This is a genomic window from Bradyrhizobium erythrophlei (assembly GCF_900129425.1).
Lineage (GTDB): Bacteria > Pseudomonadota > Alphaproteobacteria > Rhizobiales > Xanthobacteraceae > Bradyrhizobium > Bradyrhizobium erythrophlei_C.
Map to the genome: position 1 here is coordinate 2,391,640 of NZ_LT670817.1, position 25,199 is coordinate 2,416,838.

20 protein-coding genes and 1 pseudogene are annotated in these 25,199 nt (G+C 62.0%); 14 read left to right on the forward strand and 7 right to left on the reverse strand.

The window, feature by feature from the left end:
• Window positions 1–295 precede the first annotated feature (295 nt).
• The 3 genes and pseudogenes from B5527_RS11220 (at window position 296) to B5527_RS11230 (ending at window position 4,320) form a co-directional block, all read left to right on the forward strand.
• Window positions 296–1,665 (forward strand): annotated as a pseudogene (locus tag B5527_RS11220) (amidohydrolase family protein).
• 31 nt (window positions 1,666–1,696) lie between these two features.
• Window positions 1,697–2,734: a DUF4105 domain-containing protein gene (locus tag B5527_RS11225; protein WP_079601343.1), complete on the forward strand. Its 1,038-nt coding sequence runs from the start codon at window positions 1,697–1,699 to the stop codon at window positions 2,732–2,734.
• A gap of 89 nt (window positions 2,735–2,823) precedes the next feature.
• Window positions 2,824–4,320 carry an amidase gene (locus B5527_RS11230; protein WP_079601344.1) on the forward strand — a complete coding sequence of 499 codons (1,497 nt, stop codon included), beginning with the start codon at window positions 2,824–2,826 and terminating at the stop codon, window positions 4,318–4,320.
• 134 nt (window positions 4,321–4,454) lie between these two features.
• Here the strand turns inward: B5527_RS11230 and B5527_RS11235 are convergent, their stop codons facing one another.
• A complete protein-coding gene (locus tag B5527_RS11235; RefSeq protein ID WP_154072165.1) occupies window positions 4,455–4,790 on the reverse strand; it encodes a hypothetical protein in 336 nt (111 codons plus the stop codon).
• A 243-nt stretch (window positions 4,791–5,033) separates the two neighbouring features.
• On the opposite strand from B5527_RS11235, the gene B5527_RS43710 reads away from it, so the two are divergent.
• The 5 genes from B5527_RS43710 (at window position 5,034) to B5527_RS11275 (ending at window position 12,643) form a co-directional block, all read left to right on the forward strand.
• Window positions 5,034–7,049, forward strand: coding sequence for a YadA family autotransporter adhesin (locus B5527_RS43710; protein WP_154072166.1), 2,016 nt, complete (start codon window positions 5,034–5,036; stop codon window positions 7,047–7,049).
• A 163-nt stretch (window positions 7,050–7,212) separates the two neighbouring features.
• Window positions 7,213–7,797: a hypothetical protein gene (locus B5527_RS11260; RefSeq protein WP_079601347.1), complete on the forward strand. Its 585-nt coding sequence runs from the start codon at window positions 7,213–7,215 to the stop codon at window positions 7,795–7,797.
• A 26-nt stretch (window positions 7,798–7,823) separates the two neighbouring features.
• Complete coding sequence (locus tag B5527_RS11265; protein ID WP_079601348.1) at window positions 7,824–8,603, forward strand: glycosyltransferase family 2 protein; 780 nt, start codon at window positions 7,824–7,826, stop codon at window positions 8,601–8,603.
• Window positions 8,604–8,968: 365 nt separating this feature from the next.
• On the forward strand, window positions 8,969–9,946 hold the full coding sequence (locus tag B5527_RS11270) for a phosphatase PAP2 family protein (protein ID WP_079601349.1): 978 nt from the start codon (window positions 8,969–8,971) through the stop codon (window positions 9,944–9,946).
• Window positions 9,947–10,354: 408 nt separating this feature from the next.
• Complete coding sequence (locus B5527_RS11275; protein ID WP_079601350.1) at window positions 10,355–12,643, forward strand: tetratricopeptide repeat protein; 2,289 nt, start codon at window positions 10,355–10,357, stop codon at window positions 12,641–12,643.
• A gap of 105 nt (window positions 12,644–12,748) precedes the next feature.
• Here the strand turns inward: B5527_RS11275 and B5527_RS11280 are convergent, their stop codons facing one another.
• Together B5527_RS11280 and B5527_RS11285 are read right to left on the reverse strand one after the other, a co-directional pair.
• Entirely contained in the window at window positions 12,749–13,735 is a 987-nt protein-coding gene (locus B5527_RS11280) for an ABC transporter substrate-binding protein (protein ID WP_172842544.1), read from the reverse strand.
• Window positions 13,736–13,814: 79 nt separating this feature from the next.
• Window positions 13,815–15,167 carry a L,D-transpeptidase family protein gene (locus tag B5527_RS11285; RefSeq protein WP_079601352.1) on the reverse strand — a complete coding sequence of 451 codons (1,353 nt, stop codon included), beginning with the start codon at window positions 15,165–15,167 and terminating at the stop codon, window positions 13,815–13,817.
• Window positions 15,168–15,439: 272 nt separating this feature from the next.
• Between B5527_RS11285 and B5527_RS43715 the strand changes: the two genes are divergently transcribed.
• Window positions 15,440–15,613, forward strand: coding sequence for a hypothetical protein (locus tag B5527_RS43715; RefSeq protein WP_154072167.1), 174 nt, complete (start codon window positions 15,440–15,442; stop codon window positions 15,611–15,613).
• A 139-nt stretch (window positions 15,614–15,752) separates the two neighbouring features.
• Complete coding sequence (locus B5527_RS11290; protein WP_079607221.1) at window positions 15,753–17,405, forward strand: FAD-dependent oxidoreductase; 1,653 nt, start codon at window positions 15,753–15,755, stop codon at window positions 17,403–17,405.
• On the opposite strand, the gene B5527_RS11295 is transcribed toward B5527_RS11290, so the two are convergent.
• Entirely contained in the window at window positions 17,402–17,797 is a 396-nt protein-coding gene (locus tag B5527_RS11295) for a helix-turn-helix domain-containing protein (RefSeq protein ID WP_154072168.1), read from the reverse strand. The two genes, B5527_RS11290 and B5527_RS11295, sit on opposite strands and share 4 nt — an antisense overlap.
• A 7-nt stretch (window positions 17,798–17,804) precedes the next feature.
• Window positions 17,805–18,851, reverse strand: a complete 1,047-nt coding sequence (locus B5527_RS11300) for a LysR family transcriptional regulator (RefSeq protein WP_079601353.1) — start codon at window positions 18,849–18,851, stop codon at window positions 17,805–17,807.
• A 166-nt stretch (window positions 18,852–19,017) separates the two neighbouring features.
• Here B5527_RS11300 and B5527_RS11305 point away from each other — a divergent pair, with 166 nt between their 5' ends.
• The 3 genes from B5527_RS11305 (at window position 19,018) to B5527_RS11315 (ending at window position 20,876) form a co-directional block, all read left to right on the forward strand.
• The gene (locus B5527_RS11305; protein WP_154072169.1) at window positions 19,018–19,623 is read left to right on the forward strand and encodes an isochorismatase family protein; all 606 of its coding nucleotides are present in this window, start codon (window positions 19,018–19,020) and stop codon (window positions 19,621–19,623) included.
• Window positions 19,616–19,879: a hypothetical protein gene (locus B5527_RS45275; RefSeq protein WP_245332583.1), complete on the forward strand. Its 264-nt coding sequence runs from the start codon at window positions 19,616–19,618 to the stop codon at window positions 19,877–19,879. The genes B5527_RS11305 and B5527_RS45275 overlap by 8 nt, the downstream gene beginning before the upstream one ends.
• Before the next feature lie 262 nt (window positions 19,880–20,141).
• Window positions 20,142–20,876: a cytochrome c biogenesis CcdA family protein gene (locus tag B5527_RS11315; RefSeq protein ID WP_079601356.1), complete on the forward strand. Its 735-nt coding sequence runs from the start codon at window positions 20,142–20,144 to the stop codon at window positions 20,874–20,876.
• A gap of 107 nt (window positions 20,877–20,983) precedes the next feature.
• Here B5527_RS11315 and B5527_RS11320 read toward each other — a convergent pair whose 3' ends face one another.
• Together B5527_RS11320 and B5527_RS11325 are read right to left on the reverse strand one after the other, a co-directional pair.
• Window positions 20,984–22,492 carry a sensor histidine kinase gene (locus tag B5527_RS11320; RefSeq protein ID WP_079601357.1) on the reverse strand — a complete coding sequence of 503 codons (1,509 nt, stop codon included), beginning with the start codon at window positions 22,490–22,492 and terminating at the stop codon, window positions 20,984–20,986.
• 209 nt (window positions 22,493–22,701) lie between these two features.
• Window positions 22,702–23,976: a serine hydrolase domain-containing protein gene (locus B5527_RS11325; RefSeq protein WP_079601358.1), complete on the reverse strand. Its 1,275-nt coding sequence runs from the start codon at window positions 23,974–23,976 to the stop codon at window positions 22,702–22,704.
• Window positions 23,977–24,116: 140 nt separating this feature from the next.
• Between B5527_RS11325 and B5527_RS11330 the strand changes: the two genes are divergently transcribed.
• Window positions 24,117–25,028, forward strand: a complete 912-nt coding sequence (locus B5527_RS11330; protein WP_079601359.1) for an intradiol ring-cleavage dioxygenase — start codon at window positions 24,117–24,119, stop codon at window positions 25,026–25,028.
• Window positions 25,029–25,199 lie beyond the last annotated feature (171 nt).

Genomic DNA, 25,199 nt, shown 5'->3' on the forward strand with positions numbered 1-25,199 from the left:
CGACTTTTAGGTTTTCGATATGGCCTCGCGCCTTGCCGACAATTTTAGCGCATCCCTTCTTCTCTTCACGGCTTTATCAGCGAAAGAATGTAACCGCACGTGGCCCCGGCGGGCTTGGGTGAGGCAACGGAACGAGTGCCCGCATCCACCGCTCGAAAATGGCTGCGGATAGTAGGTAGTGTGACGGGTCTCGTGCTTTCCAAGCGGAGCATGTACGATGGACTCAAGAAATTTTCCGAGTACCTCATTCGTCCGGGCGGTGGTCTGGAACTTGCCGCGCGCGTTGTGCGCGCCGCTGCTGTCGGCAGCGCTTCTGTTCGGACTTTGCCAGCCGGGCCGCGCGCAATATGAGGCGCTGGAACTGGGACCCGAGGAGGCCGCTCCCATTTTGCCCGTCGGCGGGGTGACGGTTTTTCAGAACGTCCGCATCTTCGATGGCAAGAATGCCGCGCTGTCGCCGCCTTCCAGCGTGCTTGTGAGGGGCAACATCATCGAGCAGATATCGGCGAACCCTGCTGTCACGCAGACTGGTGCCGACGTCCGCGTGATCAACGCCAACGGCCGCGTGCTGATGCCAGGCCTGACGCGCATTGGCATATGTTCATGGCGGCAGTGTCGCCTGCGATCCTCATGACGGCGGATCCCGGCTACCTCAACCTGTTGGCTGCGCGACAAGCCGAGGCAACGCTGATGCGGGGTTTCACCACCATACGCGACATGGGTGGTCCTGTGTTCGGATTGAAGCGCGCCATCGACGAGGGCGTCACGGTTGGTCCTCGCATCTATCCTTCGGGCGCAATGATCTCTCAAACCTCGGGCCATGGAGACTTTCGGTCTCGCTATGAGGTCCCGCGGGCACTGGGCGGGCCGTTGAGCCAGTCCGAGCTCGCGGGCGTCGCAGCCATCGCCGACAGCCCCGATGAGGTACGGCTGCGCGCGCGCGAGCAACTGAGACAGGGAGCCAGTCAGATCAAGCTGATGGGAGGCGGTGGCGTCAGTTCTCCCCACAATCCGATCGAGTCGATTCAGTTCACCGAAGCGGAGCTTCATGCCGCTGTCGAGGCGGCCGAAAACTGGGGCACCTATGTGGCCGTGCATGCGTATACGCCGGCTGCGATCCGCCAAGCGGTCGCCGCGGGCGTCAGATGCATTGAACACGGCCAACTGATCGACGAGCCCACCGCCAAGTTGCTGGCGGACAAGGACATCTGGTGGAGCTTGCAGCCGCTGACCTACGATGCTGACGTTTTCGCACGGATGAGCCCGGTGTCGCAAAAGAAAGCGCTGGTCGTGTTCGCGGGAACCGAGAATGCCTACAAGCTCGCAAGGAAGTACAAGGTCAAGACGGCCTGGGGAGCCGATATTCTGGGCGATGCGGCGGCTGCCAGCCGTCAGGGGCAGTATCTCGCCATGATGGTCCGCTGGTATACGCCTGCGGAAGCGCTCAAGATGGCAACCGCCGACAATGGTGAGTTGATGGCGCTGTCCGGGTCCATCAATCCCTATCCCGGCAAGCTCGGCGTCGTAGAAGCCGGCGCACTTGCAGATCTGCTGCTGGTCGATGGCAATCCCCTCGACGACATCAACCTCGTCGCGAATCCCGACAAGAATTTTGTCGTCATCATGAAGGATGGCAGAATCTACAAGAACACACTGAGCAGGTGAGGTCGCAACAAGAAGCGAGTCGGAGCAGCCGTTGAGTTTACTTCGCGGGTTCCTGTCCAGGTCTTTCGGGTGGCTGATCGCAACGATCTGGTTTCTGTGCTGGGCCGCGCTAATCACGTGGACCACCCTTGCCATCTACTATTCGAATCTGCCGTCAGCAGGGCTGCGTCTGGGGTTGGCGGGCGTCTTTGCGGCGTTCGCGGTCTGGGCTCTCTTGCTTTCACGTCAACGGCACATGTCCGTGATCGTGATTGCGCTATCTCTCGGTGTGGCCGCTTGGTGGATCACCATCCGCCCCTCGCACGATCGTCCCTGGCGGCCGGAAGTCGCGGTGATGCCACGGGCATTCATCGACGGCGACCGCGTGCACCTCACCGGTGTTCGCAACTTCAATTACCGAACCCGGGATGATTTTACGGTGCGCTACGAGGAGCGCGAGGTGCTGCTGTCGCACTTGACGGCCCTCGATTTCTACGTGTCATACTTTATGGCGGGTCCGGTCGGACACACGTTCCTGAGTTTCATCTTCGACAACGCGCCGCCGCTGAGCATTTCCATCGAAACGCGGCCGGAGGTCGGCGAGAGCTTTGCGCCGATAGCCTCCCTCTTCAAGCAATTCGAGTTGATCTATGTGGTGGGTGACGAGCGTGACCTCGTAGGCGTACGCGCCAACTATCGGCACGAGGCGGTATACCTCTATCGTCTCAACACCTCACCCGACGATGCCCGCCGGCTGCTCCTGGTTTACCTGGCGCGGATCAACGAACTCGCCGATCGGCCGGAGTTCTATCACCTGCTGACCAACAGCTGCACCATCAACATCGTGCGATACGCCAACGCCGTCGGCCGGGGCGGCCGCCTCGATGTCCGGCATCTGCTCAACGGTCTGATCGATGGCTACCTCTATTATTCGGGCCGGATCGACACCACGCTGCCGTTTGAGGAACTGCGGCGTCGTTCGCTGATTGACGAGGCCGCGCAGGCGGCCGATAGCGCGCCTGATTTCTCGCAGCGCATTCGAGCATCCCTGCCGACGATGCCCATCATCCCGGTCGCGGCTCCGAAATAACTCGAAAAGTAATCCGTTGGATATCCAGCGCGGGCTACGTTAATCCGCGCATGGCGTGATACCGTCGCCCCGGGTCTAGGGGGCGCGCCATGAAATTGAGCGAATATCTGCAGCACGACGCGGTCGGGCTGGCTGAATGCGTTGCGCGCGGGGAGATCAGCGCGGGGGAATTGCTTGACCTCGCGCTGCGGCAGAGCGCGGCGGCCCAGCCAAAGACGAATGCAATCTGCCGCCTGATGGAGGACGAAGCCCGCTCCCAATTGAAGAAGCCGCTGGCCGGTCCTTTCGCCGGCGTTCCCTTCCTGATCAAGGATTGCGCGCAGGACTATGCCGGCCTGCCGACGACCTATGGCAGCCGATCGATGGTCGGCGTCGCGCCCGAGCACGCCCATGTGGTGCGACGCTATCTCGATGCGGGACTCCTGATTTTCGGCAAGACCAATTTGCCGGAATTTGCGCTCAAGGCCGTGTCGGACTCGCAACTGTTCGGCCGCGCCAGCAATCCCTGGAATTTCGATCACACGCCCGGCGGCTCCAGCGGCGGCGCTGCAGCCGCGGTCGCTTCGGGCGTCGTGCCGATGGCGGCAGGCAATGACGGCGGCGGCTCCCTCCGCATTCCCGCCGCCTGTTGCGGCCTGTTCGGGTTACGTCCCTCGCGCGCCCGCATTTCCTCAGGCCCGGCCTATGGCGAATATTGGTACGGCGCTTCGAGCGAAGGAGTGATCTCCCGCAGCGTGCGCGACACCGCGGCGGCGCTTGACGTCTCGGCGGGCAGAGAGCCCGGCGATCCCTTTGCGGTGCCCGGGCCGGCCGAGCCCTACGCGAAACTGATGCGGCGCGATCCCGGCCGGCTGCGCATCGGCTTTACCGCGGCCTCGCCGATCGGAACGGAGGTTCACCCCGAAGCCGTGGCGGCGGTGCGCGACGCGGCAAAGCTGCTCGGGAGTCTCGGCCACGAGGTCGAAGAAGCTGCGCCCGAAATCGATGGCGCTTCGCTGGCGAAGGCTTACCTGCATGTCTATTTCGGACAGGTGCCTGCCGTGGTGGCGCAGGCACGCGCCGCCGGCGCGCGCTCTTCGGACTTCGAGCTCCTGACGCGGGTGCTGGCGACGCTCGGCGGCGCAACCTCGGCCGCGACGCTGACGGCGCAATTGTTGAAGTGGAATGAATTTGCGAGGGCGCTTGGGCGTTTTCATACGCGTTACGACCTGCTGCTGACGCCGACGCTCGCGCACCCGCCGATCCGCCATGGCGAGGGCGACCCGTCAGCCGCGGAGCAGGCGGTGCTGAAGCTGCTCGATCGGGCGGGCCTGCTTGGGCTGTTGACGCGCGCCGGTTTGCTCGACGGCACCGTCGACAAGATTGCACGCGACAGCCTGCAATATGTGCCATTCACGCAGCTCGCCAATCTGACGGGCACGCCGGCGATGAGCGTGCCCTTGCACTGGACCGCGGATGGGCTGCCGCTCGGGGTGCAATTCGTTGCGCGTTTCGGCGAAGAGGATCGGCTGCTGCAACTCGCGGCGCAACTCGAATCCGCGCGGCCGTGGTTCACCCGGCTGCCCGCCTGGGTGACGCAGGGCTAGCTCTTCACCGGCATGGCTATCTTCGCGGAATTCCTTCCGGCCGCGGCACGGCCGCATGAACGTTCGCCACGGCAGCAATGCGCGTACGGATATCGGTCAGATCGGATAAGATGCAGGCGCAATATGGTGAGCGCCTATTGCGCCCCGCGGACGGTCTTTCCCAAGGTGATTTCGGGCCTGCGCAAACCCATCGCAATCCAGGCGGCGATCAGCTTCAACATGAACTTGCCGGAGTGACGACTATAGTTCGGCAAGTCATCGGCAAGCTCGACGCCGGCGCGCCGCTCTTTTGTCATGAGCCGCATTTCAAGTGGCGGCGCGCCTGTCGGAAACCGGTTCCGGTACATCGACAGCCAGTGCCCTTTGGTGACGTCGAGGAACATTGCCAAATTGCAGCACGCGGCAACGACCCGTCGGGTCGGGGAATCCTGCTTGAGCCGATGCTCTTCGAGATACTGCTGCCCCATCACGCATTGCACTCAATGCGCGGGCTCGCATTTGGCCGGTATTTTGCGCAGACGTAATCAGGGTTTGTTGCTGAAAGGCCACATCACCAGCAAAACACTCGAGGGCCGCAGCCCCGCACCGCGCCAGCACTTGTTCGCGCCCTGGATTCAGTTAAGGGTCCCAACGTAGGGTTGTACCGAGCGAAGATGATTTAGCACAAGCTATATTTTACACGAAAGTTATTTCACACGAATTCGGAGCCGGCGATGACACTGGCAAGTTCAGCGGCGGGGCAACCGGCGATGGCGCAGGCTTCCGACGTGTTTTATCCGCGCGACCGCCGGGCGCGGCTGCTGGCATCGAGCGCCTTATCGGGCGGGACGCTGCGGGGACTAGCGTTGGCGGCCGGCGTATCGATCGCTGCCACGGCCCTCTGGGCAGTTCCGGCGAGGGCGCAGGCGCAGTCCTTGAACGGCGGGACGGCCACCGGCACCAATGCCTACGCTTCCGGCACCGGCGCGACTGCCACCGGAAACTTCGCGACCGCAACCGGCCAGAACAGCACCGCGAACGGTTTCAGCGCAACCGCGACGGGCGCGCTCAGCATCGCGAACGGCGCGCAGGCGACCGCGACCGGCTTGGCCAGCTTGGCGAACGGCAACTTCGCCACCGCGACGGGCCAGAGCAGCATCGCGAACGGCGACCTCGCGACTGCGACGGGTATGAACAGCACCGCGAATGGCGTCGGCGCGACCGCGACGGGCCAAGCCAGCACCGCGAACGGCATCCAAGCGACCGCGACGGGCCAAGGCAGCACCGCGAACGGCACCCAGGCGACCGCGACGGGCCAAGGCAGCACCGCGAACGGCACCCAGGCGACCGCGACCGGCCAGCAAAGCTACGCGAACGGCGTCAACGCGACCGCGACCGGCCAGAACGCCAACGCAACCGGAGACAGCGCGACCGCGACGGGCTCGGACAGCTTCGCGAACGGCACCAAGGCGACCGCGACTGGCCAACAAAGCTTTGCGAACGGCGAGAGCGCGACCGCGACGGGCTGGAGCAGCTTGGCGAACGGCACCCTGGCGACCGCGACGGGCAACGGTAGCTTCGCCAACGGCTTCGCTGCGACCGCGACTGGGCTGAACAGCACGGCGAACGGCGCCCAGGCGACCGCGACGGGCGAGTTCAGCACCGCGAACGGCCAATTCGCCACCGCGACGGGCCAGGGCAGCATCGCGAACGGCAACCTCGCGACGGCGACTGGAGCGGCGAGCTTCGCAAATGGCATTCAAGCGACCGCGACCGGTGCAAGCAGCAGCGCGAACGGGCTCGCAGCGATCGCGACGGGCGCCAACAGTTTCGCCAACGGCACGAACGCAGCCGCGATCGGCACAGGCAGCGTTGCGAACGGGAACTTCGCGACCGCAACCGGTGTCAACAGCGTTGCGGATGGGTCCACCTCTAGCGCCTTCGGTCAGGGCAGCAACGCCACTGGCGCCGCCACCACCGCGATTGGCCAAGCCAGCATTGCGAGCGCCACCGGTGCCACGGCTGTCGGCGCCAGTGCGCAGGCCACCGCGACCGGCGCGGTCGCGGTCGGCCAAAACGCCGCCGCCACCGGCGTCAACGCCATCGCGATCGGCAACGGCGCGGTTGCGACCGGTTCGGTCGCGGTCGGTGCGCTGGCTTCCGCCGCGAACGGCGGTGCGGCGTTCGGCGATGGCGCGGTCGCAACGGGATCGAATTCCGCGGCTTTCGGCCCGAACTCTTCGGCGACATTCGCCAATTCGGCTGCGTTCGGCAATGGCGCCGCCGCAACCGCCGTGAACCAGGTCGCCATCGGTACCGCGTCGAACACTTACCGGATGTCCGGCATCACCTCGGCGGCAAGCCTCGCCGCGCAGTCCGGCCCGACCTCGTTCGTCACCAGCGACGCCAATGGCAATCTGGCAACAAGCGGCTTCAACCCGCAAAACCTCACCTCGCTGCAGTCGCAAGTTTCCTCGCTGCAGTCGCAGGTCATCGACAACCGGCTCGAGGCGCGTACGGGTACCGCGGTGGCGCTCGCGGCCGGTGCGATGCCGGCACTGCAGGCGGGGCGCCGGTTTGGCATATCGGCAAGCTACGGCAACTTCCAGGGCAGCAACGCCTTCGGCGTGGGAGCGACGGCACTTTTGTATGACACCAAGAACTACGCGGTCGTCGTCAATGCCGGCGCGGGCATTGGACTGGAAAGGAATCTGGTCGGCGTGCGCAGCGCGGTTGCGTTGCAGTGGTGATGGCTAAGATGTGTTGCGCGCATGTTGCGCGGGCGAAATGTGTGGTCCTCAATGGCGGCGTCGCCGCCGGATTTGCGCAAGGTGCCGTCGGCGGAGGCCGGAGTAACCGTCGCATGGTAATGGCAACGTGGTGACTGACAAGTGGCGCGGCTGGCGAGTTCTGATGTTCGCAGCCGGGCTGTTGGCAATGACATCCGCCGGCCATGCGCAGACATCAACGCAAGCGCCGAAGCCCGCGCAGATCGATCGCAACGGCGTGCTGATCCTGATCCGGTCGACGCTGCTTGCGCTGGATCAGGCCAACAAGACCGGCAATTACACCGTGCTGCGCGACATCGGCGCGCCCGGCTTCCAGAGCAACACAGCGGCGCGGCTCGGCGAGATTTTCGCCAAACTGCGCAACGACAACCTCGATCTATCCGGCGTCGCCGTGATCGAGCCGCAGCTTAATTTGTTGCCGCAGATCGAAGCCAACGGCCTGATGCATTTGGCGGGCTTCTTTCCCTCGGTGCCGACCCAGGTCAATTTCGATCTGTCGTTCGCGCCGGTGAACGGTCAGTGGCGGTTGTTCGGCATCTCGGTGTCGATCGGACAAAGCGCGCCCGCCGCGCCGACGCCACCCCAGCCGCCTGTTGCGCAAAAGCAGCCTGCACCAAATGGCGCCAAGCAGGCTGCGGCAAAGTCCGCGCCCGCGATCAAGCTCACGCCATCGGACAACAAGCCGGCCGACAACCTGCAGCCTAAATAGACCGACCGCCGAGCCAGCGAGCGAGAATGTTACCCGATGAAGCATTGAAATCGATGAAGGTGATGTTCGCGACGCCGTGCTACATTTCGTCCGTCAGCATGCACTACGTCACCAGCATCTTCGAGCTCACCCATCATTGCAACCGGTTCGGACTGCAATGCATCCTGCATATGCATTCGGAAAGCCTGATCACCCGCTCGCGCAACAAGATGGTGCTCGAGTTCCTGTCCGACGAGACACTGACCCATCTGTTCTGGATCGATTCCGACATCACCTTCACGCCGCAATCGGTCTGCCGCCTCTTGCTGATCGACCGCGACGTCACCGCCGGCGTCTATCCGATGAAAGATTTTAATTGGCCCGCCGAAGGCCTGCCCGCCGGCACCACGAAACAACAGTTCGAGGATCGCTACACCCAATATCCGTTCAACCCGATCGGCCACGGCGCCGAGCGGGTCAGCACCTATGCGGATGCCGACGGCTTCGTCGAGGTCGCTGAGGCGCCGACCGGCTTCATGTGCATCAAGCGGGATGTGTTCAGGCAGATGATGGAGAAATACCCCAAGCTGAATTACGTTCCGGACGGCCCGCCGAACCCGCAGGCGCATCTGCACTGGTTGTTCTTCGACTGCATGGTCGATCCTGATTCCGGCCGCTACCTGTCGGAGGATTACGCGTTCTGCCGCCGTTGGCGCGACATCGGCGGCAAGATCTGGGTCGATCTGCAATGCAAACTGCAGCATCTCGGGCAGCACAATTTCCGCGGCGACCTCGCCGAAAGCCTGCGGCTACAGAACCGCTGGTGATGGAAATGGCGACCTACAGGCACCGGATTTCCGTAGGTTCTACCGCCCCGTGCGACAGCCTATCGCGGGACCAGTTTGCTGGACACTCAAGAATTGACGTGAACTTCCGGGGCCGGGGAAAGGCGTCCAAGAGCGGAAGTGGGTGCTCGCGACGATTGTGAATTCCTGTACTTTGGAACTGTCAACGTAGCCAGCGGTCTACAAGAACCCAAACTGTGAGGTTGAGACACACGTTTAAATTGTTATTCATAACTTTACCGTATCTACTTTGGCATATGCAAAATACCCAGGAAGAAACGACTAAGACTGATTCATTTCAAATGTCGGAACCTGCCGAAATTCTCCCTTCTATTTGAAGTTTGCAGATGCCCAAAGATGCGTGGACGACACGTGCTCCATTCGAAGATCACGAGGCGGCCGCAGTCTGGCGATTGTTCACATTTAACTGGCACCTCCTGGCTAGCTGCATCGGTGTCTTAGTCGCCGGTCTTTTAGCAACTGAATTCTATATCCGGCCCTCTGGCTACCTGATCGCTTTCGCGATGGCGGGATTCTATTGGCAGTTTGGACTCCTGAACGTCAAATCGATAGCGCGCCGGAATCCCAGGCTTTCATACTGTCTTGTTGCCATTGCGCAAATGATCATCGCCATGTCGGTAATGACTTCTCTGACTTACGTTGCAATATCGATCAATTTGCCACTGTGGGATGGAACCTTGCTGGCGTGGGATCGTGCGCTCGGCCTCGATTTTCGTTACTATCTTGATTTCGTGAATGGTCACCCGCAAATCATCTCAGTTCTGGCTGCTGGTTACCGATCAATCACCTGGCAAATTCTTGGAATCATGTTCGTTCTTCCTCTCGCCGGAAATTACCGACGAACCGGCGAGGCAATCTGCGCTTTCGCACTGGCCTTGTTCGCGACGACATTCATCTCAGCCATGGTTCCGGCCACTGGGGTTTATGGCGAGTTAGGCTTGACCGCTTCGGATTTTCCCTACTTCGAACCGCAAGGATATTACGACACTTTGCGCGACGCGACACTTGTCCGGGCCGGCAGCTTGCACGGATTGGATTTACTTAAGCTCGTAGGGGTATTGACGTTCCCGAGCTTCCACGCCGTATCAGCAATCCTCTACACTTGGGCTTTCTGGCCTATGCGATGGCTGAGACTATTTTTCGTTCCGTGCAATAACGTTATGCTTGTCGCTACGCCTCTGGGTGGTGGCCACTATTTCGTCGATGTCATCGCCGGTGTGGTGATCGCAACCATGGCGATTCTCGCGGCGCTAGGCATAAGTCGCTTTGTCGCGCCGAGGTGGGCCAGCCCAACCGAGGCGTAGAAATTCGCATTTGACGACGGCGAGTTCCGCTTTGGGTCGGTCAATTGCGTCGTTCGGATCGCCCGCCGGTCACTTCCGGTCTACCCCGAATGATTCCGATCTCGGGTTTACCCGAGATCGGACGGCGAGCGGCCCGATGATAAACTCAGCAGAAACCCGGCAGGTGTTATTCGGAATTGAGCGCGACGGCCTTCGCATTGTTTTTCGTGAAATCTGACGGTATGCCGAATGTGCCCGTTTGCAGGAAGTCGCTCGATCAGCACTGGCCAGAATCCGGGCGAGTCAGATAAAGCAGCATCGTTCGGCTTTGCGAGCATTCGCGGTGGCCATCCGCGACCAAGCCATCGCAGCGACGGAGGCTGGGGCCCGGTTCCGAAGCCGTCCCGGCTCAACTGAAGGCATATCGGAATGACGACCGTCTCACTGACGATATCAGAGGTCTTCGATATCGCCTTGAAATCGTACCATGCAGGAAAGCTCGCCGAGGCCGAGCAAATGTGTCTCAAAATATTGTCGGCCGATCCTGACTCCACCGTCACCCTGAATCTCCTGGCTGTCATCCATACGTCGCGGGGGAGGAACGACGCGGCGATTGCCTGCTACGACCGCGCGCTGTCGCTGCGGCCGGACTTCATCCAGGCGCTCAGCAATCGCGGCTCGGTGCTGAAACAGATGAAGCGGTACAACGAGGCCCTGGAAAGCTATGACCGTGCGCTCGCCATTCAGCCGGACCATGTCGAAATTCTCAACAATCATGCAGGCGTCCTGCAGGCGATCGGCCGCTACGACGAGGCGCTGGCCGGCTATGACGGTGTGCTCGCCTTGCAGCCGGACTATCCCGAGGCGCTCAACAATCGTGGCGTAACCCTGCAGGCGATGGGGCGGCATTCCGACGCGCTGGCAAGTTACGACGCCGCGCTCACGCTGCGCCCTGACTTCGTCGAGGCGCTGGTTAATCGCGGCATCGCCCAATATGAGCTAAAGCGGTTCGGGGATGCGCTCGCAAACTACGATCGCGCCATCTCGCTGCGGCCGGAAAATGCCGATGCGCTCAGTAATCGCGGAAACGCACTGGAAAAACTGGGACGTCATGAAGAAGCGCTAGCCAGCTATAACGGTGCGCTCAATCTGCAGCCGAACCACGTCGAAGCGCTCTACAACCGCGGCGTTATTCTGCACAAACTCCGGCGGCTGGATGAAGCGCTGGCGAGTTACGATGGTGCGTTGGTCTTGCGTCCGAATTATCCCGAGGCGCTCGTCGGCCGCGGCGCCGCGCTGCACGATCAAAAGCGGCTCGATGAAGCATTGATGAGCTACGACCGCGCCATCGCCCTATATCCGGATTATGTTCAGGCTCTCGTCAATCGTGGCGCCACGCTGCATGAGTTGGGGCGATTCGACGAGGCTCTGAGGAGCTTCGAGCGTGCGCTTGCCCTGGAGCCGGATAATGTCGAGGCACTTACCAATCGCGGCGTCGTCTTGCATGACCTCGCGCGATATGACGAGGCGCTGGTGGATCACGAACACGCAATTGTCGTGCGGCCAGGCGATGCCGCCGTGCTCAATAACCGCGGCGTCACCTTGCATAAACTCCGACGGCCCGAGGAAGCACTGGCGAGCTACGATTCTGCGCTTGCCTCGCGGCCGGATTGGGCCGAGGCGCTGACTAATCGGGGCGTTACGCTGCATGACCTGAAGCGGTTCGATGAGGCGCGGGCGAGTTACGACCGAGCGATTGCGCTCCGTCCGGACTATGCCGACGCGCATTTTTTCAAGGGCCTGTCGAGCCTCGTCACTGGCGACTTCGAGCGTGGATGGGCCGAATACGAGTGGCGCCGCAAGGCTCCATCCGCGAGAATCACAGCGCGCGACTTTCCCCAGCCGCTCTGGCTTGGGGAGGACGGTATCGCCGGCAAGAGGATCCTGTTCCACAGTGAGCAGGGATTTGGCGATACCATTCAGTTCTGCCGTTACATACCGCTGGTCGCGACACGCGGCGTACGCGTCATTGTGGAAGTTGAAGAACCGCTCTGCGGGCTTATCGCTGGTCTTGCCGGCACGGCGCAGATTATCGCCAAGGGCGATCCTCTGCCGGACTTCGATTTCCAATGCCCGCTTCCCAGCCTGCCGCTGGCTTTCAAGACCCGGCTGGAGACGATTCCCTCAAGTGCTCCGTATCTGCGCGTGCCAACGCAAACCCTGGAATATTGGGGCGCGCTGCTTGGGACCAAACGCTCCCCCAGGATCGGGCTTGCCTGGGCGGGCAATGCGAAACATGTCAGGGATGGAGAGCGGTCGATGAGGCTGTGCGACCTCCTGCCGCTTTTGGACATCGACGCCACCTTTGTGAGCCTGCAAAAGGAGGTTCGCGCCGGTGACGCGGAGATGCTGACGAGTTGCGACATGCTCCAGTTCAGTCAAGAAATCGAAGATTTTTCCGATACGGCGGCGCTGATATCGCAGCTCGATCTCGTGATATCCGTTGACACCAGTGTCGCACATCTTGCGGGCGCATTGGGCAAGCCGGTCTGGATTTTATTGACGCATGCTCCCGATTGGCGCTGGCTGCTCGACCGGGATGACAGCCCCTGGTACCCGAGCGCGCGGTTGTTTCGGCAGCGCGAGACCCGCGAGTGGGGCAGTTTGACGATGCGAGTCCGCGAAGCGCTGCTCGAATTCACTGGAAACGAACGATAGAGACCGGACGCGGCAAAGAGCGGAAGTTTCGCCGGCACCTCAAACCCGGGCATTGCTCGATGCAGTCGGCATGTCCCAAAAGTGCCATTTCGGAAGCAGCGATGCTCATTCGATGATGTCGTCGGCGCGGATCATGATCGTTGGCGGCAACGTGAAGTTCGAGGCCCTGGCCGTCCTGAGATTGACGACGAACTCGAACGTGGTCGGCTGCTCGACCGGGATGTCGGCCGGCTTCGCGCCTTTGAGGATGAGGTCGACAATCTCCGCGCCGCGCCGCCATTGCGCGCCATGGTCGGTGCCGTAGGACATCAGGCCGCCTGCCTCCGCGAACTCCCGGTATCCGTAGACAGCGGGCAAACGCAGGCGGGAGGCGACCGCGGCAATCTCGCTCCGCTGACTGAAGGTGAGGGGGTCCTCGAAGATCACAAGGCCGCCGGCGCCTGCGGCCTTGCTGGCCTCGAGCTGCGGCGCGATCTGCTCGGGCGAGCGCACCTCGAAGGCCCGGAGCTTGACCTTCGCGACCTGCGCTGCGGCCTCGAGTTCCTTGTAGGCAAGGGCCGCGTACGGCGTGCCCGGATTCAAGACCGCGGCAAACAGCGAGGCGGCAGGAACGATCTCGCACAACAGCTGAAGCCGGTTGCCCTGCAAGCCGGCGGCCAGGTCCGACAATCCCGTGACGTTGCCGCCGGGCCGGGCGAGACTTGCGACGACCCCGGCGCCGACGGGATCGCCGACAGCCATGAACACAACGGGGATGCCGTCTCCGGCGGCCTTGCCCGCCTTGGCGGCCAACGTGCCAAATCCGGTGACAAGCACATCGGGCTTCATCCCGATGAGGTCGGATGCAAGGCCGGGCAAGAGTTCCGGCCGGCCGTCCGCGGAGCGATAGATAAAGTGCAGGTTGTGTCCGTCGACGTAACCAAGCTGATCGAGACGGTGCAAAAAATTTGGCACGAAGTTGCGATCCTCGCCCGGAAGCAAAGCGAGGTAGGCGATCGTGAATGATTTCGCTTTTTGTGCGCTCGCCCGGCGCGCGATGCCGAGGAGCGCGGCACCGGCCAGTATTTTCATCGACGATCGGCGGTCCGTCATGCGAAACCTCTCGCCCCAGTCCATTCAGCTTAAGTGCCGAACGGACCAACGACAACTAGGTTTCGTCGTTCCCCGATGCCTATTGCGCCAGGTGCGCCGTCAACGGATGATTGGCGGCCCGGCTGAAGAACGCGGCTTCTTCGGCGGTGGCCTCCAGAAGCTGCTCGTCCTGGTCGTAGATGTCGTTGCGGAACTGAATGTTCTGGTCCTTCGTCATCCAGGCCGTGAGATAGATCCAGGCTACCGGCACTTTTTTGGGTAGAGCGATGTCCTCGCGCTGGCCGGTGGCGATGGCCGCGTCGATAGCGGCCCGATTCCATTTCGGCATCTCCTCCTGCAGCAGCCAGGCGGCAAGGTCGCGCACGTTGTCGACCCGCGAACAGCCGTGCGAATCGAAGCGGTAGTCGTCGCTGAACAGGTTGCGCTGGTTGGTGTCGTGCATGTAGACCGAATAGGGATTGGGCATGTCGATTTTTACCGCACCCAGCGCATTCCAGCTGCCGGACTGCTGGCGCACGGTGAAATTCGGCGTGCGGGCGCCGGACCAGTCCACCGATCGCGGGTCGATCGGCGCGTCGTGCGCATCGAGCAGGTCCATGTGCATGCGGGCGAGATAGCCGGGGTCCTTGCGCATATGCGCCGAGATCTCGGTCTTCGCGATCGATGACGGCACCGTCCAGGTCGGGTTGAGATTGACGCTGGTGATTTCGGCGGTCAGCGTCGGCGACGGTTTCTCGGTCTTGCCGACGATCACGCGATAACGCCGCACCACATGATCGTTCTCGACGGCCTCGGCGAAGGCGGCGGGCAGGTTCACGACCACGTAGCGTTGTCCGAATGCGAAATTCATGTTGTCGAGGCGCTCGAGCGAGGCCTCGAGCTGCTTGATCCGCTTCTGCACGGGAACGTTGAGCGCGGCCAGGGTGCGGGGCGTCATGATGCCGGTCGGTGCGAGGCCATGGCGGGCCTGGAAACGCATCACGCCTTCGGCGACGACGGCGTCATACGGTCCGGACGCCTTGTCGGAGGCCAGATCGCCGCTGATCAGAAGACGCGTGCGCAGCACATCGTCGTAGGGTCCCTGCACGCCAACCGCGAATTTGGCGTCGGCCGGAATCGTCGGCCATCCGCCGCGTACCGCGAGATCGGAGTAACTCAGCGCCGCCTCCTTGATCCGCTGCGCGGTGCCTTCGTCGAAGGTCGGTTCGTGCGACAGCGCCAGCGCTGCCGCCGAGCGCGATTCGGGGGTCGATGCAGCGGCCGGCTTGATCGGGGCCGCGTGCGCCACGGGATTGGCGGCGCCGGCCGGTGCTGCCGTGACCGGCTTGGCCGGGAGCGGGGCCGGGCCGGAGCCAGCCATATTGGTACTCTCGGCCAACGCCGGTGCGGTTGCGAGCATCGTGGCAATGGCAATGATCGTCATTCTTCGCATGGGTAATGCCCCTGGGGACGCGGCCAACAAGGCGCTGACGTGGATCAATAACTTAGGCTGCTGCAGCCAAACCAACGGGACCGGACCCGATCCGCAAATCTCGTTTTCGTAAATTTACTCGATGAGCGTTGCGTTCTGATTAAGTTGTTATCGCGGCTGTTGCACTGCCGCAGCCGGGATCGGTTTTCGCCGCCTTTGATATGTCGCAACCGCGGGTCATGTGGTTCGCGAGGGCAGGCGCCACTCAAAAATAACTGCCCTTGGGAGGACCCATGCTGTTGACCCGCCGCGAGGCGATTTGCGGATTTGGCGGCGGGCTCGCCTTGCTGTCGGGGTCGCGTGCCCTTGCCGAGGCGGCCTATCCCAGCCGAACCATCAAGATGATCCTGCCCTATCCGGCCGGTGGCACCACCGACTTCCTCGGCCGGCTGGTCGCGAGCCCCTGAGCGGGTCGACGCCGGACAGTTTTGCGGCTTATGTGAAGACCGAGGTCGATCGCTGGGCGGCGATTGTCAGGAATTCGGGCGCCGAACTGGAATGACCAAAGCATGTTCCCGGCAGAGCTTCCCGCACCAAGCGCGATCGATGTCTGAAGTAGCTGAATCTGCTGTGTTGATCGTGGGCGCAGGACCGGTCGGGCTCACGCTCGCAATCGATCTGGCGTGGCGCGGTATCGACGTCACCGTGGTGGAGACGCGCGCCCGCGCCGCGCCCCCGGAGCCGAAATGCAACCACGTCGCCGCCCGCACCATGGAAATCTTCCGGCGGCTCGGCGTGGCCGGCAAGGTGCGCAACGCCGGGTTACCGGCGGATTATCCGCATGACATCAGCTACCGCACGACGTTTACGGGGCGGGAGCTGACCCGGATTCGGATTCCCTGCCGCCGCGATCGCTTCACGGCCAAGGAGGGGCCGGACTGCAACTGGCCGACGCCGGAGCCGCCGCATCGCATCAACCAGATCTTTCTCGAACCGATCCTGTTCGAGCATGCCGCTGCACAAGCCCGCATTCGCATCGTTAACCGGACCTCGGTCGAAGACGTAGTGGTGGGGGATAGCTACGCCACTGTCGGCGTGCGCGATCTCGACACCGGATCGGTCAGGCGTTTGAGCGCCCGCTATCTCGTCGGCTGCGACGGCGCGCGCTCGGTCGTCCGCAAGGCCATCGGTGCCGAACTCGGCGGCGATGCGATCGTGCAGCGCGTGCAGTCGACCTATATCCGGGCGCCCGACCTGATCGATCGTCAGACTTGCGCCCGCGCCTGGGGCTCCGGCGTCATCAATCCCCGCCGCGCCGGCATGGTGTACGCGATCGACGGCCGCGAGCGATGGCTGGTGCATAATTACTTGAGGCCCGACGAGCCCGATTTCGATTCAGTGGATCGCGACGCCTGCATTCGCACCATCCTCGGCGTGGAAACGGAGTTCAAATACGACATCATCTCCAAAGAGGATTGGTACGGACGCCGGCTGATCGCGAACAGGTTTCGCGACCGCTGCGCGTTCATTGCCGGCGATGCGGCGCATATCTGGGTGCCTTATGCCGGTTACGGCATGAACGCCGGAATCGCGGACGCCATGAATCTGTCCTGGCTGCTGGCCGCGCATCTCAATGGCTGGGCGCCGCCGGCCATCCTCGACGCCTATGAGGCGGAGCGCTGGCCGATCACCAGCCAGGTGTCGCGGTTTGCGATGTCGCACGCCGAGGCTGAAATTCGCCGGCGCGGCGCGATACCCGACGAAATCGAGGATGCGGGGCCGCAGGGCGATGTTGCGCGGCAGGAAATCGGGCGTCTCACCTACGAGATCAACGTCCAGCAATATGCCTGCGCCGGTCTCAATTTCGGCACCTACTACGATCGCTCGCCGATCATCGCCTATGACGGGTCGGAGCATCCGGCCTATACGATGGATGGATATACGCCGTCGACCGTTCCGGGCTGCCGCACTCCGCATCTGTGGCGCGAAGACGGTAGCTCGCTCTATGATGCCATGGGGCCGGAATTCACGCTGCTGAGATTCGACCCAGCCGTGAACGTCGCTGCGCTCGAGACAGCGGCTCGTAACCGGGGTGTACCGTTGAAGGTTCTGGATATCGAACGGCCAAGTGCCGCCACTTTCTATGGCAGCGGGCTGGTATTGTCGCGGCCGGACCAACATGTAGCCTGGCGCAGTAACAGTCTGCCGGTCGATCCGCTTGCGCTGATCGATCGCGTCCGCGGTTCAATAGGCGCCTAGGCTTCGTTGGCGGCGATCGATTCCATCAAGGACACCAGCTGACGTTGAACAGTCTGATCCTTGATTTTGCTGTAGGCCCGCAGCAATCGCAGGCTGAACGCGCTGTCGAGAAACAGCAGGCTCTCGACCTCCCGCGCCTTGCCGTCGCCGTCGTAGAAGAAGGTGACGGGTACGTCGAGCGCGGTGGCGATTTGCTGAAGACGGGCCGCGCCGACGCGGTTGACGCCTTTCTCGTATTTTTGCACTTGCTGAAAGCTGACGCCGAGTTTGTCGCCCAGCTCCGCCTGCGAGATTTTCTGCTCAACGCGCCGTAGCCGAATCCGCTTGCCTAATTCAATGTCGGGTTTTCCGGCACTTCGTTGCTTCATTTTCTTCGCTGCTGATTTGTTCATTCTGGTTTTACCATCCTTCCGTCGAGAAACCCATAAACAGATGGGTCAGGGATTCACCCTTATATACTGCTTTGAACTCGCTTGGATGGACGAATTCGTCCTTAAACCACGGGAATTTTGCGGGATTGAACGCTTCTAAAAGCCAGTCGATCATGTGCCGCACCCTAGGGATGCGGCTGCTACCGGGATGATAGGACAGCCAAATATCGAATGGCCGACGCAATTCAATCTCAAGAGGTATTATTTTCCCGCCAAGCGGGCAGGCGTAAGTCGGTAATACGCCGATTCCGGCACCGTTGGCGATGGCCCAGTAGTTGGCGCTGCTCACATTCGTCTTCATCACCAGCAAGTCACGCTGGGAGCAGCCGGGAAACCAGCTTTCGAACGCCTCCTTGGCGGCGGCCTGGTCAGTGACCTGCATCACGAGCCGGTGCTTGACCAATTCCTCGACGGTTTTGGGAGCGCCGTAAATCTCGATGTATTTCTCGCTGGCAAACAACATCAAATGCATTCGGCCGAGCCGGACCAGTTTGACGTCGAGCGTGGCCGGCCGGGTCAGATGGATCGCAACGTCGGCCTCATGCCGTGATACGTCGGCGGAGCGCATCGCACAGTGGAGATCGACGAGAATATTCGGGAACGATTGCTGGAATTCGACGAGGCGAGGCGCCAGCCAGAAAGTCCCCAAACCCTCGGTAACGGCCACCCGGACCTCGCCCGAAAGCGTGTTGGCGACGGAATTGCCGGCGCGCAGCAGGTCGAATGAAGCGGCTTCCATCCGCTCGACCGCCGAAACAACCAGCGCGCCTTCGTCGGTCAGACGGGTGCCATGGGCATCGCGCGTGAACAGCGTGGCGCCGATTTGCCGCTCAAAATCATCGATTCGCCTGCGCACGACGTTGATCGACAGGTCGAGCCGCTCGGCCGCGGACCGGAAGCTGCCACAACGGACCACTTCCAGAAAAACCCTCGCCGCGTCCCAATCCGTAAGACTGCCGAGAGCAGCCTTACCGCGTTCCTCCTGAGGAACGCCCCTTTCCAGCGCAAGCCGCATACACAGCCCCTTCAACACGCTACACTTGGCAGAATATCGCGCAGGCCACAACCATGGCGGTTTCATCTCCATGGATTTTAATGATTATGCTTAGCGTCGAGGCCCGTACGCCGGGAATCAGGGGGATACGGCCGCCGGCCCGTCCCCCGCTAAAAAGGAAAACCGCGTGCCTTCAGTTGTGAGCCTCAGGACATTCGCTAATTCATCAAGCGTTCCGATCGTCGTGTTTGTGGACATGCAGCAGGAATATCTGGCGAAGCCTCGCCTGCTCGCGATTTCCGAAATTGATCGCGCGCTGGATAATTGCCGAAAGGTACTGGATCATTCACGCCAGATCGGTTTGCCGGTGGCGTTCATTCGCATGCTCAATGAGTCGGCCTTTTTCAACCGCGCAACGCCGTTCGTCCGCTGGATCGAGGGTTTTGAACCGTTTCGCAATGAAATGGTATTCGAACGCTCCAGCCCATCGTGCTACTCGTGCGAGCCCTTTACCGCGCTGGTGAACCAAAGCCGGGGCGGCATCGTGCTCGCCGGATTTGCCGGCGAATCGGCCTGCCTGTCCACGCTGATCGATGCGTTCCACCGCGACCACAAGGTCGCCTATCTGTGCGACGCCTCAGCCAGTCACGCCCTCGACGACATCCCGGCCGACCAAGTCCATCGCGCCGTTTCGAAAATATGCGGACTTTATGGAGAGGTATATGAAACGACGGACTGGATCGCCTCCACTTTGCCTCGCAAGCTCGGTAACGGAAAAAACGCTGGTGGCTAGCCCAGAACAGCGATTGCAGTCGGTTCTCGCAACCCTCGAGCAGTGCCGGACGGTTCTAATCGACAGCGGTAACCGGGAGAGCGCGCAATTGTTGTCCGTGGCCGTTCTCGGGCTTCGGATGAAAATCAATCGCATTGGCGATTCGGAATTGAAGGCGCTGTGTGATGAGATGTTGGCGGACGACGACGAAAGCTCGCAAGAACCGCAATCGCGGCAAGGTCCGCACCGGCCTCCGCTGCTGAAGCTGGTCAAGTAGCAACGCAGGTCGCGAGCCCTCGGCGCGGCGGCGGTTCCGGCCCCGGGCCGCCGCCGATGCCGGATTGTTGATCGAGAAAATCCCCCGCCGTCGCCGAGAACGCGCCCCGGGGATGCGCGGCTGGCCGCGCTCCCGACGGCGGCGGGTCCGGCGGTCATTGCGCATTCCCGTGCATCCGTTACATGAGGCCGGATCAAACCTGGCGCTTTCCCGAACTCGGGTTCGGCCGGGCCAGCGAGCCCCATGCGATGGCGATGACTGCATGATTCACGATGTCTCGATCCCGGCGGCGCTGATTGCCGGCCTCGTCAGCTTTCTGTCGCCATGCGTGCTGCCGTTGGTGCCGCCGTATCTGATTTACCTGACCGGCGCGACCATCGAACATGTCGCCAGCGACGAGACGGCATCGTCCTCGAGGCGCGCGGTGATGATATCGGCCGTGATGTTCGTGCTCGGCTTTTCCACCGTGTTCGTAGCGCTCGGCGCCAGCGCTTCCCTGATCGGAGGCCTGATCCGCGCCTGGTCGGCGCAGCTCTCTGTTGTCGCCGGCATCGTCATCATCGTGATGGGCCTGCACTTCCTCGGGCTGACACGGATCGGCTTGCTGATGCGCGAAGGCCGGTTGCCGATTCCAAAGCCGGTGGGCTTGTGGGGCGCCTATGTGATGGGCCTGGCGTTCGCGTTCGGCTGGACTCCCTGCATCGGCCCGATCCTGGCAGCAATCCTGTCGGTCGCCGCCGCCGAGGCGACGGTGACGAGGGGCGCGGGACTGCTCGCGGTCTATTCCGCGGGGCTCGGGATACCGTTTCTGATCGCGGCTCTGATGGTCGAACAGTTCTCGTCGCTGTTCTCGCGGATGAAGCGGCATCTCGCCAATGTCGAGCGGGCGATGGGCGTGCTGATGATCATCACCGGCATCGGCTTTCTGACCGGCGCCGTATCATCCGTCAGCATCTGGTTGCTGGAGACGTTTCCAAGTCTGCAGAATTTCGGCTAGAGCAAGATGGTTTTAGTTTGATTGGTGTGCTGTTCACCTCTGAGAGGTAAAGTTTCCGCTGCGTCGAAGCTCAATCTAACCTCATCTCCTCACGCTTTAGACTCCGGCTAGCTTTTGTCTTCCAGCGAACAAGCCACCGTGTAAACCACGCCTCGAGGCAGAAAATCGACGGTGGCCTCGCCGCCGAGCTGATCGCGGGCGCTGCGTTCGATCAGCCGCGATCCAAACCCTCGCTGCACCGGGGCTGTGACGTGAGGGCCGCCAGCCTCGGCCCAGATCATCCGCAGTTTTGGCCCGGCGTTATCGGCGATGATTTCCCAGTCCAGCGCCACGGTGCCGGTGTCGTTCGACAGCGCCCCATACTTCGCGGCGTTGGTCGCGATCTCGTGCACGATCATCGACAGGACGACCGCAAGCCGCGGCGACAGCGGCACCTGCGGCCCGAACATCCGCACCCGCTCCGGGTTGTTGAGCAGATAGGGCTGCAGGACACGGTTGACCACGTCATGCAGTTCGGAGCCCTGCCACTTATCCTGGCTCAGCAGATTGTGCGCCTCCGCCAGCGCGCCGAGCCGGCCCTCGAACTTTTCGCGTTCGGTCTTGCTCGCGCTGCGGAAAGTCTGCACCGCGATGGCCTGCAGGATGGCCAGCGTGTTCTTGACGCGGTGATTGAGCTCCTCGATCAGAAGGTTATGCAGCGTCTCGCCGCGGGCGATCGTGGTGGCCATCCGCACCGCAAAGGCAAGCCCGGTCAGCAGCAGGATGCCTCCGATGACGCTGGTGATGGCGAGGTTGCGCCACAAGGGACCTACCAGCGAGCCTTCCGCGATACCGGCGGCCACGGTCCAGCCGGTGAGCGTGGACCGTGCGAATGTCGTGATCAGCGGCACGCCTTCGAGCGATACCGTTTGCAGGGTCGCTTCGGGCTTGCGGAACATCTCGGCATACAGCGTGGGCGATGCTTGCTTGCCGATGGTGTCCTGCGGATTCGGAACGCGCGCGAAACTGATGCCGTTGCCGTCGAAGATCGAGATCGTCCAGTCCTGGCTCGGGCGCTGCTTGTCGATGATGGCCTGGAAAATCTCGACCGGGGGACTGAAGGAGATGTCGTAAAGCACCTCGCCGTCGCGCAGCACCGGCACCTCGACGGTCACGATCAGTTGCTTCTTTGCCGCGCCGATGAACAGATTGGAGTATTGCGGGCTTTTGGTCGCGAACACCTTCTCCACGATTTCGCGGTTGTTGCGCGGCGGCAGACTGGCGGTGTCCGGCGTGGCCGAGGAGAACAATTGACGGCCGTTGCGATCCGCCACCAGCACCACGCCATCCCGGCCATATTGGTCGAGAAAGCCCGACGCCATGCGGCGAAAATTGTCGAAATCGCCCCCTTGCAGCGCGGTGGTCAGCGACAGCACCTGCAGCCCGCCCGTCATGCGCTGCATCTCGGCGTCGAGCACCAGGCGAATGCTGCGCGCGGTTTCGAGAACGCGCTGTGAAGCGTCCTTGCGCTCCTGTTCGTAGTGGTTGAAGACGATGACGGTGGCAAAAATAATCAGCGGCAGCGTGGTTCCTGCGACGAGAAGAGCAAGACGCACTGGCAGTGAGGGTTTCGGCACTCAGTTCCCGCTCGATGTATTTGGCGAAGTTGACGCCAAATCGCGGCGAGCATAGGAGAAGCGCCCGACATGCGCCAAGCAATTCGCGCCAGGGAATTAGAGCAAGCAATTTGCGCCCGGGAATCTGAGCAAGCGAATTTGCCAGCCGATTTGGACCCGCAAGCCGGTTCCAGTCGCGCCGCCCGTGCAGTGCGGAAACGCGCGGTTCCCTAAAGATTGCTGTCGGTAATCCCGGCGTAAACCATGGTGCGCAACTCGCGCCGCAGGGGATAGGCGCTCGACGGCAGCACCTGGGTCATGAAGATGGCGATCAGCTCTTCCGCGGGATCGATCCAGAACGATGTCGTGGCAGCACCGCCCCAGGCATATTCGCCGGCACTGCCCGGAATCAGTGTCTGTGCCGGGCTCATCGTGACGGAGAAGCCGAGACCGAAGCCGATGCCGTTGTAGGTCGCCTCGGAGAACAGCGATCGCGACATTTCCGGAAGGTCCCGCCCGCCGGGCAGATGATTGGACGTCATCAGCGCCAGCGTCTTCGGACCGATCAGCCTGACGCCGCCGAGTTCGCCGCCACCCAGCAGTGCGCGGCAGAAGGTGAGGTAATCGGCCGCGGTCGAACACAGGCCGCCGCCGCCGGAAATGAACGACGGCGCAGCCAGGAACGGGCTCTTGGTCGGGTCATCCTGCAGGGTCAGGCCGCCCTTGCGGTCGGCCGCATGGAACGTCATGCCGCCCTGCGGGTCGGCCGAGTAACAGGCCGCGAAGCGGTCGACCTTGCCGGGGGGCACGAAGAAATCGGTATCTTTCATGTCAAGCGGATCGAGGATGCGTTCCTTCAAAAACTGCTCGAACGGCTTGCCGCTGATCTTGCCGATGAGATAGCCGATCACGTCGGTGGAGACGGAATAATTCCAGGCCTCGCCGGGCGAAAATTCCAGCGGGATTTTGGCAAGCTCGTCGATCATCGATTGCAGCGTTCCCGCCTTCACGACCTCGCCGATTTTCATTTCGCGGTAGGCGGCATCGACGTTGGAGCGCTGCTGGAAACCATAGGTCAGGCCGGAGGTATGCCGCAGTAGATCGACGATTAGCATCGGCCGCGACGGCGGCCGGGTCAGAAACGCCGACGCCGTGCCGGCCTGGAAAACCCCGAGGTTCTTCCATTCCGGGATGTATTTGTGGACCGGCTCGTCCAGCGCCACGAGGCCTTCCTCGACCAGCATCATGAAGGCCACGCTGGTGATCGGCTTGGTCATCGAGTAGATACGAAAAATAGTGTCGTCTTTGACCGGCGCCTTGCGCTCGACGTCGGCAAAACCCTGCACCGCGCTGTGCACGATCTTGCCGCGCCGATAGACCAAAAGCTGCGTTCCCGGAAAGCGGCCGGCCTCGATGTAGCGGCGCTTCAGATGCGCCTCGATACGGTCGAAGGCGGCCTTGGACATCCCTGCGGATTCGGGGGAGGCGGGGGTCGGGGCTAACATCGGGATCCATCTCCGGAGCTTTCGGGCTGTGCGTTGATAGCCGAAAAGTATGCCATGTTCCAATCACCACGCGCTTACCCTTGCCGGGTCGCTGGTGTAGGCTGACGCTCATAATCGCGTAACCCGCAGGGATAACAACCATGCCCCAATTCAACGACACCGAACTGACCGCCGCCGTGATCGGCAGCTTCGAGGAGACCCCGGACCCGCGGGTCAAGTTCCTGATGGAAGAATTGGTGAAGTCGCTGCACGATTATGTCCGCAAGACCGATCTCACCTTCGACGAATGGGGCTACGCGATCGATTTTCTGACCCGAACCGGACAGAAATGTACCTCGAGCCGGCAGGAGTTCATCCTGCTGTCGGACGTGCTCGGGGTGTCCATGCTGGTCGACGCCGTGAACCATCGCGAGCGCGAGGGCGCCACCGAGACCACGGTGCTCGGCCCGTTCTATGTCGGCGAACACAAGCCGATGCCGCACGGCGCGGATATTTCGCCTGACCTGGCGGGAGAACGGATGTTCGTGCAGAGCCGCGTCACCGATCTCGGCGGCAAACCGCTGGCCGGCGTGCCCGTGGATGTCTGGCACGCCGACGACGACGGCTATTACGATTCGCAAAAACCGGACTACGAGACCCGAGGTCCTTCATCGCGGGCGCGGTTTGTCACCGACGCCGATGGCCGTTTCTTCTTTCGCACCATCCTGCCGTGCAGTTATCCGATCCCGACCGACGGTCCGGTCGGCGAAATGATCCTGCAAACCCGGCGTCATCCGATGCGGCCGGCGCATGTGCATTTTCTCGTCGATGCCCCCGGCTACGAGCCGCTGATCACCCACGTCTTCATCGAGGGCGACAAGTATATCGATTCCGACGTCGTGTTCGGGGTCAAGAGCGACCTGATTTCGAAGATCGAGAAGCGCAGCGATGCCGTGATGCCCGACGGCAAACCAGCCGCGGCGCCGTGGCATTTGATGACCTATGATTTTCGAATGAAGCCCGGCAAGGGAACCGCGCCGAAGCCGATGATGGCGGTCACCGAGGACGCCTGAAAATCCAAGTGGCTTAGCTTGCTCATTTGTTGTGCGACGCACAACAAATGAGCGAATCGCAAATTTTGCGTGCGCATCGCCATCTCAGGCGACATTCGCTTGCCTCGATAACCAATTATAACATCAGCATTTTTCGCATCGCAGCGGCTTGGCACAAAGCTTGAATAGCTT